Origin of the sequence: Citromicrobium bathyomarinum, assembly GCF_021021475.1 — a bacterium.
Lineage (GTDB): Bacteria > Pseudomonadota > Alphaproteobacteria > Sphingomonadales > Sphingomonadaceae > Alteriqipengyuania > Alteriqipengyuania bathyomarina.
This window is the reverse complement of record NZ_JAINWL010000001.1, coordinates 733,764-747,353: the sequence shown is the minus strand read 5'-3', so window position 1 is coordinate 747,353 and position 13,590 is coordinate 733,764. Positions and strand designations below refer to the sequence as shown.

The following is a 13,590-nucleotide window of genomic DNA, read 5'->3' as shown; positions in this document are numbered from 1 at the left end:
TTCTCAAGCGTCACCATATGGGTCGGGCAGGCCCAGCAGTGCAAGCGCCTTCACCTCCAGCGCCTCCATTTCCTGTGCGTCCGCTGGCGAGATTTCGTGATCGAGCCCGGCGAGATGGAGCAGGCCGTGGACCACCAGATGGCTCGCATGCGCCTCCAGCGCGATGCCTTTCTCGGCCGCTTCGCGTGCGCAGGTCTCATGCGCGAGCGCGATGTCGCCCAGCAGTGCGGGCGGGCCAACGGGTGCGAGATCGAGCAGTTCGTCGCGCTCCAGCATCGGGAAGCTGAGCACGTTGGTCGGCTTGTCCTTCTCGCGCCAGTCGCGGTTCAATTCGTGAACCTGCGCATCCGAGGTGAACAGGATGCTCGCCTCCAGCCGAGCATTGGCCAGCGCGGGCTCGACCCGAGCGGCAGCATCCGCCGCGCGGCTCGCCAGCGCGTGCCATTCGCCATCCGGCCAGTGCTCGACGTCGATCTCAAGCTCCATGACGGCCTCCGCAAGGCGAGCGCCTGACACACCTGACACACAGTCCAGGGACCGAAAAAACGGCCCGCCTGCGAAGTCCGGGTGAGGAGGGCTCAAGGGAGGGCGCGCGCGTGATCATCTATGCTCCCCTAGCGAATCCGGGCCCGGGTAGGAAAGTGTGCTGATGGCCCGCCTAGACCGGAGTGGCCGACAGTGCTTCGCGCCAGTGCGCGACCCGGTCTTCGAGGCGGGAGGCGCGGATGAAATCGGTCACATCGTCGGGCAGGTCGAGCGTTTCGAGGATCTCGAAGCTGAAAGCCGCCTCGCCGTGCTCCTTCCACGCAGCCTGAAGCTCGCGGCGCGGGTGGCCGCCGGTGCGCATGGTGAAGCGCTGCCGGTTCTCGATCCCCGAAATATCCTTCGCCCCGCCGACCCAGACGCGGTCCTCCCCGGCGAAGCGCAGCGCGTAGACTCCGGTTGCGATCGTGCGGTCCTTGTATGCCGCGATCGCGGCCTTGCGGGCTTCGCCCTTCATGACTCGTTCCTTTCGGCGCGGCCTATTATTACCCGGGTTATATTGACGCAAGGATTTTATCCGGGCAATAATCGCGCATGACCGATTCTGCCGACATCGCCGCAACTGCCTTTGCAGGCCACAGCCTGCTCGCCTCCGGCCCGCTAGACCTGGTGGCGCTTGCGGTGCGCAAGGCCGACAGGGACGGTGCCGATGGCCCGCTGCTCGTGTTCGACGATGCCAGCGGCAGGGTGATAGATCTGGATCTGCGGGGCAGCGAGGCGGACGTACTGGCCCGGCTTGCGGATCGCGGAGCGGCGAAGCCCGGCCCGGCGCAAGCCCAGGAAAAACCGCGCGGGCGCGGGCGGCCTAAGCTGGGCGTGGTCGGGCGCGAGGTCACCCTGCTGCCGCGCCACTGGGACTGGCTGGAGCAGCAGCCGGGCAGCGCGTCCCAGGTGATCCGCCGGCTGATCGATGCGGCGCGGCGGGAGGAGGGCGGTGCGGCTGTCGCCGCTCCCCCCGCTGACTCTGTTCACCCTGTTCACCCCACGCGGCCCGTGCCGCGCAGGGTCCGTGCCGAACGCACATATCGCGTGATGACGGACTTGGCGGGCGACCAGCCCGGCTACGAGGAGGCGCTGCGCGCGCTGTTCGTTGGCGATGACGCCGCCCTGGCCGCAAACATCGCCGACTGGCCTGGCGATGTGGCCGCCTATGTGCATCGGCTTGCGGGACTGGATGAGGCAGACGGATAGCGGCAGCGGGAGACCCCGCGGGGAACATTTGCGTTTACGGCGAGTTAGGAAACACCGCGCAACGCGAAGGGCCGCCTTGAATATCGATTTTCTCGAACTGGCCGAAGCCTCACCGAACCCGTACGTCCTGATGAATCGGGAGTTGCGGCTGGTGTGGATGAACCGCGCGTACTGCGCGGTCACCATGCGCGCGCGCGAGGACATCATCGATCGCAAGATGTTCGACGCCTTCCCCGCCGATCCGGATTCGGAGAGTTTTCGCCAGCTCCGGGAGTCGCTCGACCACGTGCTCGAGACGGGCGAGCCGGACGAGATCGCGCTGATCCGCTACGACATTGCGCGCCCCGATGGCGGGATGGAAAGCCGGTACTGGAGCGCGACGCACACCCCGCTTCACGGGCCCGATGGCAAGCCCGACTATATCCTCCAGCATACCGTCGACGTAACCGAACTGCAGGAACTGCGCCGCCTCCGCGACGAAGTGGGGGTGATGCGCCGGGCGGGGGCAATTCAGGAGCGCAACCGCAATCTGGAGCGCGAGAGCCAGCGCCTGCTCGAATTCTTCCAGCAGGCGCCCGGCTTCGTCGCGGTGCTGGGTGGGCCGACCCATGTGTTCCAGATGGCCAACGCATCCTACCTGCGGCTGGTCGGGCGCGAAGATATCGTGGGCAAGACGGTCGAGGATGCGCTGCCCGAAGTCGTCGCGCAGGGCTTCATTGCCACGCTCGACCGGGTTTACGAAAGCGGCCAAGCCTATATCGGGCGGCGCGAGCCTGTGCTGCTCGACGGCGACCACGACCCTGCCCACTCCAGGCGCGTGCTCAACTTCATCTTCCAGCCCATTTCCGACGGGGACGGGACGGTGACCGGGATCATCGTGCAAGGCTACGACGTGACCGAAGAGGTCGAGTACGAGGGGCGGCAGGAACTGCTGATCCAGGAGCTGAACCACCGGGTCAAGAACACGCTGGCGGTGGTCCAGAGCATCGCCCAGCAGACCTTCCGCAACGTGCCCGATTCCGCATCCGCGATGGCGACCTTCAAGGCACGTCTCCATGCGCTGGGCGCGGCGCACGGGTTGCTGACCGAATCGAGCTGGAGCCCGGCGAGCGTGCGCGAGATCCTGGACCTCACCGTTGCGGCATCCTTCGGCCCACTCGACGGGCGCGTGCTGCTCGACGGGCCGCACTTCCTGCTCAACCCTGAAGTCGCGCTGGCGCTGACCATGATCGTGCACGAGCTGACCACCAACGCGATCAAGTACGGTGCGCTCAGCGATGATGCGGGCAGGGTGCAGGTCGGCTGGTCGGTGAACGCGGGCGATGATTGCGACGTGCTCTCGCTGACCTGGCGCGAGCGGGGCGGGCCGCCGGTGGCGTCTGCGCCGCGCGAAGGCTTCGGCACCCGGCTGATCCGCACCGGCATAACCTCCAAGCGGGGAACCAAGGTCGACCTGCGGTTCGAGCCGGAAGGCGTGGTCTGCGCGCTGGAGGTGATGCTCGAATCCGGGGCGAATCACGAACCGAATGCAGAGAGCCCGATCAGCTCGCCGATCATGCCGGGCTGACCCGGTCGGCGCCCGGTCCGACCGGGCCGATACCTCGCAAGTCGGCGGCCGACAGGTCGATCACGCGCTTGCCTTGGCCCCGCGCTTTTACCCAATCTCAAGCTTGCAGGGGCTAGCACCCGCGCGACCTCTCGCGCAGTGGGGGGCGCTCCGATCGCAAGAGGTAACTGCCAGACCAATGCCCCAGGCGATTCTGCCACTACTGATGAACCTGTCGATCGCGATCATGTTCGTCGCAGGTTTCATGGCCGTGGCCCATGCCCATCCGGTGGTCAGCAAGGCGCGCTGGTTCGCGCTGTGCTTCCTGCTCGGCCTGGCGGACCCGCTGGCGAATCTGGCCGTGTGGTTCGGCGTCAACCCGGACGCGATGCGGTTGCTGGGGTTCACCCTGTTCCTGGCCGCGATGCTGGGCCTCGCGCTGGCGCTGTCCCATTTCCACGACCGCAAACCCTTCTGGAAGGTTGCGATCGCCATTCTGGCGGGCGGGTTCCTGTACCGGCTCTTCACGCTTGATGCGCCGCGCGACGCGCTATGGAACCTGCTGCTGTTCCAGAGCTGGTATGGGATGGCCGCCGCGCTGTGCGCCTACGCGGTCAGGCGCCACGCGCGCCCGTCGCCGATCAACACCATGCTCTACGTGCTGTTTCTGGTCCTCACAGTCCACTTCCCGATCAAGGCGATCTTCGCGAGCTATCTGGGCAGTGGTCGGACCGAGGGCGAGTATGCCAACACGCTGTATGCGGTGATCTCGCAGACCACCAGCGGCGTGCTGATGGTCGCGGCGGGGCTGCTGATCATCATCAACTTCCTCCAGTCGGTGGTGCAGAACACGCAGGCGCAGGCGCTGTCCGATCCGCTGACCGGGCTGCCCAACCGACGCGCGATGGACCGCTGGTTCGACGAATTGGCCGCTGCCGAGGCGGACGAGCCGGCGGTGGTCGCGGTGATCGACATCGACCATTTCAAGACCTTCAACGACCGCTTCGGCCACGATGTCGGCGACAAGGTGCTGCGCGCGGTCGCCACCTGCCTCGACCGGCATCGCCCCTCCGCTGCCCGGCTGGCGCGGCTCGGCGGGGAGGAATTCGTCCTGCTGCTGCTGAAGGACGAGGCGGAGGCGCTGCTGACCTGCGAGAGCATGCGGCTGGCGATCTCGCGCCTCACCTTCGCAGAGACCGACCCGGTGACCGTAAGCATCGGGCTGGCCAGCGCGCTGCCCGGTGAGGCGATGGGCGGGCCGCTGCGGCGCGCCGACCAGGCGCTCTACCGCGCGAAGGGGCTGGGCCGAAACCGCTGCGAGGTCGCACCGCCCGTCGATGGCCAGACGCCGTCCCAGCCGCCTTCCGGCACGCCGGACCTCAAGCTTGTGGCGAAGACCTGATCGCGCCACCGGGCGGACAATCAATGTCTGTGGTCGATTGACGGGGGAGCCACCTCGGGCAAGTCTGCCAGTGTCGATCCTGCCCGAAAGGATGATCGCATGCAGCAGTCCCTCCAGCGCGGGCCTGGCCAGATCTGGGGCGACATGGCCCGCCATCGCACGGTGCGCGATGTCCGCTTCGGCGTGTACCAACCGCTCGACATCGAGATCGAGCCGCATGTCCACGAAGACCGCCACCTCGTGTTCGTGTTTGGCGGGAATTACATCACCTCGGCGCAAGGGGCACCGCCGGTCACCAGCGCGCCGATCCTGGTCGACAATCCGGCGGGTACCGCGCATCGCGACCGTTTCCTGCGGCCCGAGGGGCGGTTTCTCACCCTGAACCTCGCGCCCGAAGCCTCTCACGAAGGCCCCGCGCGCGCCTCGCGCAACCCGCGCGACATTGCCCGGATGCTCAGCGTGGTCGGCGAACTGGAGTTCGATGCGCCCACGCTGCTGCTCGAAGAAGTCGCCGAGACGGCGCGGTCGAAGACGCGGCCAGCGGACGATGCACCTGGCCCCGGCTGGCTTGGCCGCGCCTATGAGATGGTGATGGAAGAGGATGCGCGAGGCGTCACGCTGGATGCACTCGCGCGCGAGGCGGACATGCACCCGGTTCACATCGCTCGCTCCTTCCGTGCCGCCTGGGGGCGCACCGCGGGCGAGCTGATTCGCGAGCGCCAGTTCGAGCGTGCGTGCGACCTGCTCGCCCGCAGCGAGCAGCCGATCGCACAGATCGCGCTCGAGCTGGGCTTTTGCGACCAGGCCCATTTCACCCGCTTCTTTCGCCGCCGGGCAGGCCTGCCCCCGCTCAGGTTCCGCCGGGCGAGCGGGCTGGCATAAGCGCGCACCATGTTTGAAAAATACAAGAAAGGCGCGCGCCATGCGGGCAGGGCCGTCGGGATACCCGAACAAGGAGCCGACCCTGTGAAATTCCCGATTGCCGCATTACTGTGTTTTCTCACCCCCGGCGCGCTGCTCGCCCAGCAGGCGCCCGATTTCTTCGCCGCCTTCGATGCCGCGCAGACCGACGACTTCGCCGGGATCACCAGCGTGGTGGTGATGCAGGATGGAGAGACCGTCGCCGAGCGCTATTTCGACGATGGCGGTGCCGACGCGCTGCGCAACACGCGCTCTGCCACCAAGACGGTCACCGGCATGCTCGCAGGGATCGCGGCAGGCGACGGCAGGCTGGCCCGCGACACGCGCATCCGCAGCCTGTTGCCAGACTACGCGCCCGTCAATCCCGATCCGCGCAAGGAACAGGTCACCGTGGAAGACCTGCTGACCATGAGCTCGATCGCCGAATGCAACGACTCGAACCCGTATTCGCGCGGCAATGAGGAGCGGATGTATCTGATAGAGGACTGGGTCGGCTTCTATCTCGACCTGCCGGTGAAGGGCTTTGCCGCGTGGGAGACCCGGCCCGAAGACAGCCCCTATGGCCGCGCCTTCTCCTACTGCACCGCTGGCACGGTTGCGCTGGGCGCTCTGGTCGAGAATGCGACCGGGCAGCAGCTGGAGGAGTTCGCGCAGGAGCGCCTGTTCGGCCCGCTGGGGGTCGAGAATATCGCCTGGCAGTTCACCCCGCTGGGCCTGGCGATGGGCGGCGGCGGGCTGGAGCTGACCAGCCGCACGCTGGGCAAGCTGGGCCAGCTTTTCCTCGATCAGGGGCGCGTGGGCGAGCGGCAGGTGCTTCCGCGCGACTGGATCGAATCCTCGATGACGCCGCAGGTCGCGATCGATGACGGGCGCGGTTACGAATATGGCTACCTGTTGTGGATCCAGCCGTTCACCCTCGGCGATCGCACGCTGCACGCGCGGCTGATGAACGGCAATGGCGGCAACAAGGTGATCATCCAGCCCGAAACCGGCTCGGTCACGGTCATCACCGCAACCAATTACGGCCAGCGCGATGCGCACGCGAAGAGCGAGCGGCTGTATCAGGACTACATTCTGCCCGAGCTTTTCCGCCGTTCGGGCGCGCGCGAATAGGCCCAACATCGCATTCGCGAAAGCGCACGGGCCGTCCCTCTTCTGGCTCAAGCCATCGTGAATCGGTCTGTTGCCCCGGATCGCTCCGGAACCGGCCCAACGGGTCGGCATTGGGGTTCCTCGTCAGACGACGTTCGTCACATCTCTGACGGGGGCTTCACACGCCGGTCTGCCAGCAACGGGCGACCGGTTCCATTCTCGCGGGCCAGCACAGGCTCGCGCGACCAATTCGATGGAGTCGCAATGATGAAGAGCAATTCTACCTCCACCTTCACCTCCACCAGGGCCGCGCTGGTCTGCGGGATCGCCGTTCTGGCCATGCCGGCGAGCGTTTCGGCACAGCAGCAGTGGGCGGACACCTCTGCGGAGACCACCGCCGACACCACGCTGACCGTCACCGGCATGCTTCCCGACGAGATCTCCAACCTGCCCGAGGGGCCCGAGATCGACGGGTTCATCTCCGCGCGCAGCGACAACCGCATCCAGGTGACGACCGAAGACGGTGCGAAGACCGTCGTGTTCGTCTCCCCGGAAACCGAGATCAAGGCACGCGGCGGCTTCCTCGGCCTGGCGCGGACGTCGCTTGAGGATGAGCAGCTGTATAACGGTGTGCCCATCACCGTGCGGACCGTGCAGTGGGAAGACGGCCTGATCGCCCAGCGGATCAGCATGAAGGACAGCGATCTGAAGACCGCCGCGATGATTCAGCGCGGGACCGAGCAGGGCTTCGCCGAACAGACCGCCGCGACCGAAGCGCTGCGCGGGCGCGTGGCCGATATCGACAATTACAACGTCAAGGGCACGACCAACGTCTATTTCGATACCGGCGAATACAAGCTGTCGGGCCAGGCGCAGGCGGAGCTGTGCAGCGCCGCCGCGCAGGCGGACCAGATGGACAACGCGTTGCTACTGGTGGTCGGCTACACCGATTCGACCGGCAGCTACGAGATCAATCAGGAGCTGAGCGAGAAGCGCGCCGAGCGGGTGGTGAACTACCTGCAGCAGCAGTGCGGCTGGAAGCCGTATCGCATGCTGACGCCGACCGGCATGGCGCAGGCCGACCCGGTGGCGGACAACTCCACCGACTACGGCAAGCAGCAGAACCGCCGCGTTGCGGTGAACATCCTCGTCAGCAAGGCTGTCGACGGAATGGGTGGCTGAGACCGATGATCAAAGGGGGCGGGCTGAAAGGTCCGCCTCTTTTCTTTGCTTCTACGTCATCCCCGCGAAAGCGGGGATCCCGCTTCCTTCCAACGTCACAGGATATCACCGAACCGGTCGAACCAGTCCGGGTTCTGCCCCTCGATCAGACGGATTTTCCACTCGCGACGCCATTTCTTCATCGCCTTCTCGCGCGCTATAGCGTCCTCGATCCGGTCGTGGTGTTCGGAGTAGACGAGGCGGTTGAGTCCGTAACGCATGACGAAGTCTGAGCCGTCGCCCTTGCGATGCTGGTGAATTCTCGCAGCCAAATCCGCCGTCACGCCGATGTAGATCGTCCCACGATAGCGGTCGGCCATGATGTAGACCCAACCGCCCTTGGCCATCAGCTAAGCGGGACCCCCGCCTTCGCGAGGGTGACGAGGGAAAATTCTCACTCCCCCGTCCCCTCGTACGCATCGACGATCCGCCCCACGATAGGGTGGCGCACCACGTCGGCGCTGGTGAAGCGGATCGTGCCGAAGCCTTCGATCCCTTCCAGCTTCTCAACCGCGTCGGCGAGGCCGCTCATGCGGTCGCCGCCGGGGATGTCGACCTGGCGGGGGTCGCCCGCGATCACCATCCGGCTGTTCTGGCCGAAGCGGGTGAGGAACATCTTCATCTGCTCGCGCGTGGTGTTCTGCGCCTCGTCGAGGATCACGAAGGCATCGGCCAGCGTGCGTCCGCGCATGAAGGCGATCGGCGCGATCTCGATCACTCCACTGGCGATGTGCCGTTCCACCTGCTCGGGCGGCATGCAGTCGTACAGCGCGTCGTAGAGCGGGCGCAGGAAGGGATCGACCTTCTCTTTCATGTCGCCGGGCAGGAAGCCGATCTTCTCGCCCGCTTCCACCGCCGGGCGGCTGAGGATCAGGCGCTGGACGCTGCCGCTGGTCAGCTGCGCGACCGCCTGCGCGACCGCGAGGTAGGTCTTGCCTGTTCCTGCGGGGCCGAGCGCGAAGATGATGTCGTCGCGGCTGAGCGAGCGCATGTAATGCGCCTGCACCGCGCTGCGCGGGACGATGGTCTTGCGGCGGGTGCGGATCATGATCGGCGGCGCGCCGTCCTCGCCCGCGCGGCGGCCCTTGATGATCCCGTCGAGCGTGGGTTCGTTGGTCATCGCGATGATCGCCTCGATCGCGCCTTCGTCCAGATCCTGCCCCAGCGCCAGCTTGTCGTACATCGCCTGCAGGACGTCGCGCGCGCGGGCGACCGAATCCTCCGGCCCTTCGATCATCACCTTGTCGCCGCGGGCGGAGATGAACACCGACAGGCGGTTTTCCACCTGCACGAGGTTGGCATCGAACTGGCCGAACAGCGGGACCAGCAGCGACTGGTTCTCGAAATTCATTTCGGCCCGTGCGCGGCGTACTTCGCGCTGGGGGTGCGGTGGCGGGGAAAGCCGGGGCTCTCCGGCGCGAGTTGGTCTGCGGCCCATGCGCTCCTTTCAGGCTCGAGGCATTGCGAGTCCCGAATGTAAGGCGCGCGGCGGGGGAGGCAAGCGGCAGCATCTCGCGCCGGTGGAAAGTCATCGCCTTGTCACGCGGTGGGAGGCAGGCCAAAAAAAGTAGAGCTGGTCTTGGGTAATTATGCGGAGGTTTATATTCCGAGTAAATCAATGTAAATATCATCACGGTAAGGGGAGGGAATGATGAATAGTAAGGTGATCTTGCTCGCAACTGCGGTAGCCTGTGCAGCTCTGACTCCGTTGTCTGCTCAAGAGGGGGAGGAGGCGACTGTCGATGCTCTCCAGATTTCGGAGAGCGAATTGCCGGAGCCGATTTTTACCGCCCTCAAGTCAGCCGAGCGGGAAACGATATTCAATGTCGGTACCGAAACGATCGATCGTCCGGTCATCGTCGCCGATAAAATCGTTTTCAACCGAGGGGCGATCGCTCAGATCAGCAAGTTCGACTGGCCTCGTGTAATCTTCTTCGCCGAAGAAATTCTCTTCGCCAATGCGGAGGTCGGGGCGCAAATCATGCGGCCGATCGATGTGCAGGCGAACAAGCCGGACGCGCCCGATCAGGCCGCCGCATACCCGAAGGCGGGCCGTGACGGCAGAGACGGCAGGGACGGGGTCACTGGCCGGAGCGGGGCCACTGGGCGCAAGGGCGAGACCATCAGTCTGCCGGACATCTGGATCATCACCAACCGCATCGGTGCGCAGGGCTCGTCCGATCCTTCCTCGACCAAAGTCAATCTCAGGATATGGATGCCGGGTATCGACGGGAGCGAAGGTGGCGATGGCGGGCGCGGCGGCGATGGGCAAGCCGGCGGCGACGGGCGAGATGGCAAGGCCAGGCTGGGCATCTGTAGCAGGGGGCCTGGTGGCGGCGGCGATGGTGGACGCGCTGGCAGCGGCGGCCGCGGCGGCGATGGCGGCAATGGGAGCAACGGGGTGAACGTCAACTTCGTCGGTCCGCGTTCAGTGATCGACGTTCTGCAATATACATCGATCAGCAATTGGGGTGGTGAAGGGGGATCTGCGGGCAGCCCCGGAGCTCCCGGCTCAAAAGGGAAAGGAGGGTCGCGCGGATCATGGCCGGGTACTTGCGATGGCCCACCGGCCGGCAGTGAGGGCCCCGCGGCAAACCCGGTCGATCTCGGCTCCGGAGAGCCGGGGGATGATGGACGCAAAGGCGCGGTGGTGGCCTATATCCAGGACGATGTCGGGTCGCTCTTGAGCGAGTAGGCGCTGTTGAAGCGCTGAACTCGATGTAGTCGATCGCGCGGTTGTCGTGCCAGACGACCGCGCGATACATTGCGCGACACAAAAAATGCGATCCTGAACGGCCTCATGCGCCATGCGTTCATATTGAGCGGCGTAAATATGAACGCATGCCCGGTGGTGGGCATTGTTCAGGAGTGACCGGAATGCGAAATCTTGTGATCATGGCGGTTGCCGCAGGACTGGTCCTGCCCACCGCTGCCAGTGCCCAGCAGCGTAGCCCCGCCGAACAGGCGGCGTGGAATGCCCGGCTCGAATCGCGCGAAGCCTATGCCGCGCAGCAGCGCCGCGACGACCGGCGTGACGACCGCCGCGAGGCGCGCGAGGACCGGCGTGAAGAATGGCGCGACGATCGTCGCGATGCGCGTCAGGATCGCCGCGATGACCGCCGCGAATGGCGTCGGGACCAGCGCGAGGACCGCCGCGACTGGCGGGAAGACCGTCGTGACGACCGCCGCGACTATCGCCAGGCGCGCCGCGATTACCGCGACTGGCGCGCATACCGGCAGGCCGAGCGCAATGCCTTCCGCCGGGGTTCCTATTACGCCCCGCGTGGGCTCGCCTATCGCCCGGTGCGGGTCGGCGGGCGGCTCAACTCGAACCTGTTCTGGGGCTCGCGCTACTGGGTCGACCCTTACGACTACTACCTGCCGCAGCCGCGCTACGGCTACCAGCGCTACATCCGCTACGGCAATGATGTGCTGCTGATCGACACCCGCAACGGCCGCGTGCTGGTGGTGTACGACCGCTTCTTCTGGTGATGTGAATGCCAGTATGCGCGCCCGGCGCTCCCTTCGCGGAGCGCCGGGCGTCGTTCGTCGAAAGGGCGCGCCCTCAGTCTTTGTAAGCAGCGGCTTGGCTGGTACTGCATGCGGCACCCCCGCTTGGAGTCCTGAACATGCGCCGCCTCTTCCCGCTCGCAGCCTTCGGTCTGGCTGTTGCTTTCGTTTCGCCGGTTGCCGCGCAGGAGCCTGCGCAAGAGGCCGAGCCCGACGCGTCCGCCCAGGGGATGGAGATCATCGTCGAGGGTATCCGCGAGAAGGAAGAGCAGGTCCAGGCGATGACCCGCCAGATCACGCGCCGGGCGCGGGTCGACAAGCCGGTTTCCAAATTCTACTCGCAGGTCTGCATCGGGGTGATCGGAATGACCCCGGACTACGCCCGCACTCTGATCGCGCGGATGGAAGAGAACGCGCGCAGCGTGGACCTGCCGGTCGGCGGCGAGGGGTGCCAGCCCAATATCCTGATCGCCTTCGTGAAGGACGGCGAGCAGGAGCTGGACGAACTGCGCAAGGCCGAGCCCAAGCTGTTCGCCACGCTGCTCGACTACGAATACGACCGGATCAAGCGCGGCAACGGCGCGGTGCGCGCGTGGCACGGCACGCAGCTGAAGGGCAAGGACGGGCGCGATTTTACCGATAGCGGGATGGGCGACGCGCCGCTCAACAACCAGTATTCCTCCTCGCGCCTGTCCAAGCAGGTGCGCGTGGACATGACCGGTGCGATCGTCATCATCGACAGCAACCGGGTGCCGGGCAAGACGCTGCAGCAGCTGGCCGACTACGCATCGATGCGCGCGTTCGTGTCGATCGACGATACCTCCACCGGCGGGGCCAGCGGCATCCCGACGATCCTCTCGCTGTTCGAAGAGGGGACCGACGCGCCCGACGGGATGACGACCTTCGACCGCGCCTATCTGGAGACGGTCTATCGCCTTCCGGCCACCGCGAACGACAGCCAGATCCACGACGCGACCTGGACCATGTATCGCAAGCTGGAAGGCCTGCCCGACATCGACGGCTACGACGACTAGCGCGCGGGTTCGGGCCAAGGCCGGCTGTGCAAGCGGTTCGCCGCGCAGAGGGTTCGGCCCGGCCTCTTCCTGCGCGACCTGAACCAGATCGCCGATCTGCGTGGTCTCGCGCTCGAAGCTGCGAGCGTGGTTGCCCTTGGGCGTCTTCGCAGGCGCAAGAGTGGCTGGGCTGAATTGGAAAAACAGGGCATGCTGGCGGCGATCAAGGGAGTCGTTGCCATGCCTTGCAAGACGTACGCCGCGCTGATCGTCAGCCCTCTGCTGCTTTCCATGCCACTCGCGGCACAGGAAACCACACCCGATCCGATCGACGATATCGTGGTCGAAGGCGTCCGCGAACGCGAGCAAGCGGTCGAAACTATGACCCGCGCGATCACCCGCCGGGCCTGCTATGACAAGCCGATTTCCAAATTCTACTCGCAAGTCTGCTTCGGTGTGATGGGCATGAAGGCCGACTATGCCCGCACCCTGATCGCGCGCATGGAAGAGACCGCGCGTGAAATCGACGTTCCCGTCGGCGGCGATGGCTGCCTGGTCAACGTGCTTGTCACTTTCGTGCGCGACGGCGCGAAAAACCTCGATGACTTGCGCGAGGCAGAGCCCAAGCTGTTCGCGACCCTGCGCGATTACGAATACGAGCGGATCAAGCTCGGCAATGGCGCGGTGCAGGCCTGGCATGGCACGCATGTGAAAGGCAAGGACGGGCGCGAGTTCACCTCCTACAAGATCAACAACATCGAAGTGCCCTTGAACAGTCAGTATTCGAGCTCGCGGCTGACCAACCAGGTGCGCGTCGAGATGACCGGCGCGATCATCGTGATCGACAGCGAGCGCGTGCCGGGCAAGACGCTGCAGCAGCTTGCCGATCACGCTGCGATGCGCACCTTCGTCTCGATCAATGACACCACGGGGGGCGGGGTTACCGGCATCCCCACGATCCTGTCGCTGTTCGACGACGATCTCGAAGCGCCAGAAGACCTGACCATTTTCGACCGCGCCTATCTCGAGGCGGTCTATCGCCTGCCCGCCACGGCCGACGATGCGCAAATCCACGATGCGACGTGGACGATGTATCGACGGTTGGAACGGAGTTTTGGCGAGAGCGGCGCGGACTGAGCAGGCCCGCAAGA

General features: G+C 65.7%; 14 protein-coding genes. 10 read left to right on the top strand and 4 right to left on the bottom strand.

The features are described from left to right. Positions 1-3 precede the first annotated feature (3 nt). Positions 4-486, bottom strand: a complete 483-nt coding sequence (gene ybeY, locus K7H93_RS03775) for an rRNA maturation RNase YbeY (RefSeq protein ID WP_230782557.1) — start codon at positions 484-486, stop codon at positions 4-6. A 172-nt stretch (positions 487-658) separates the two neighbouring features. Then, positions 659-1,000, bottom strand: coding sequence for a GIY-YIG nuclease family protein (locus K7H93_RS03770; protein WP_230782555.1), 342 nt, complete (start codon positions 998-1,000; stop codon positions 659-661). A 77-nt stretch (positions 1,001-1,077) separates the two neighbouring features. Here K7H93_RS03770 and K7H93_RS03765 point away from each other — a divergent pair, with 77 nt between their 5' ends. The 6 genes from K7H93_RS03765 to K7H93_RS03740 all read left to right on the top strand — a co-directional run bounded on the left by K7H93_RS03765 (position 1,078) and on the right by K7H93_RS03740 (position 7,877). Further along, positions 1,078-1,734: a DUF2239 family protein gene (locus tag K7H93_RS03765; RefSeq protein WP_230782553.1), complete on the top strand. Its 657-nt coding sequence runs from the start codon at positions 1,078-1,080 to the stop codon at positions 1,732-1,734. A 76-nt stretch (positions 1,735-1,810) separates the two neighbouring features. Further along, positions 1,811-3,301 (top strand): sensor histidine kinase, encoded by a 1,491-nt coding sequence (locus tag K7H93_RS03760; RefSeq protein WP_230782551.1) that lies wholly within the window; start codon positions 1,811-1,813, stop codon positions 3,299-3,301. A gap of 178 nt (positions 3,302-3,479) precedes the next feature. Then, the gene (locus K7H93_RS03755; protein WP_230782549.1) at positions 3,480-4,682 is read left to right on the top strand and encodes a GGDEF domain-containing protein; all 1,203 of its coding nucleotides are present in this window, start codon (positions 3,480-3,482) and stop codon (positions 4,680-4,682) included. Positions 4,683-4,781: 99 nt separating this feature from the next. Further along, positions 4,782-5,564, top strand: a complete 783-nt coding sequence (locus tag K7H93_RS03750) for a helix-turn-helix domain-containing protein (RefSeq protein WP_230782547.1) — start codon at positions 4,782-4,784, stop codon at positions 5,562-5,564. 84 nt (positions 5,565-5,648) lie between these two features. Beyond that, a complete protein-coding gene (locus tag K7H93_RS03745) occupies positions 5,649-6,716 on the top strand; it encodes a serine hydrolase domain-containing protein (protein ID WP_230782546.1) in 1,068 nt (355 codons plus the stop codon). Positions 6,717-6,959: 243 nt separating this feature from the next. Continuing rightward, positions 6,960-7,877, top strand: coding sequence for an OmpA family protein (locus K7H93_RS03740; protein WP_230782545.1), 918 nt, complete (start codon positions 6,960-6,962; stop codon positions 7,875-7,877). A gap of 95 nt (positions 7,878-7,972) precedes the next feature. Here the strand turns inward: K7H93_RS03740 and K7H93_RS03735 are convergent, their stop codons facing one another. Beyond that, positions 7,973-8,263 carry a GIY-YIG nuclease family protein gene (locus tag K7H93_RS03735; RefSeq protein WP_230782544.1) on the bottom strand — a complete coding sequence of 97 codons (291 nt, stop codon included), beginning with the start codon at positions 8,261-8,263 and terminating at the stop codon, positions 7,973-7,975. A gap of 47 nt (positions 8,264-8,310) precedes the next feature. Next, the gene (locus K7H93_RS03730) at positions 8,311-9,354 is read right to left on the bottom strand and encodes a PhoH family protein (RefSeq protein ID WP_054523703.1); all 1,044 of its coding nucleotides are present in this window, start codon (positions 9,352-9,354) and stop codon (positions 8,311-8,313) included. A 225-nt stretch (positions 9,355-9,579) separates the two neighbouring features. Between K7H93_RS03730 and K7H93_RS03725 the strand changes: the two genes are divergently transcribed. From K7H93_RS03725 to K7H93_RS03710, 4 genes are all read left to right on the top strand, one after another. Next, positions 9,580-10,611 carry a hypothetical protein gene (locus K7H93_RS03725; RefSeq protein ID WP_230782543.1) on the top strand — a complete coding sequence of 344 codons (1,032 nt, stop codon included), beginning with the start codon at positions 9,580-9,582 and terminating at the stop codon, positions 10,609-10,611. A gap of 182 nt (positions 10,612-10,793) precedes the next feature. After that, the gene (locus K7H93_RS03720) at positions 10,794-11,408 is read left to right on the top strand and encodes an RcnB family protein (protein ID WP_230782542.1); all 615 of its coding nucleotides are present in this window, start codon (positions 10,794-10,796) and stop codon (positions 11,406-11,408) included. 137 nt (positions 11,409-11,545) lie between these two features. Then, positions 11,546-12,460 carry a hypothetical protein gene (locus K7H93_RS03715; RefSeq protein ID WP_010234474.1) on the top strand — a complete coding sequence of 305 codons (915 nt, stop codon included), beginning with the start codon at positions 11,546-11,548 and terminating at the stop codon, positions 12,458-12,460. 219 nt (positions 12,461-12,679) lie between these two features. Further along, positions 12,680-13,576: a hypothetical protein gene (locus tag K7H93_RS03710; RefSeq protein WP_230782541.1), complete on the top strand. Its 897-nt coding sequence runs from the start codon at positions 12,680-12,682 to the stop codon at positions 13,574-13,576. Positions 13,577-13,590: the final 14 nt, after the last annotated feature.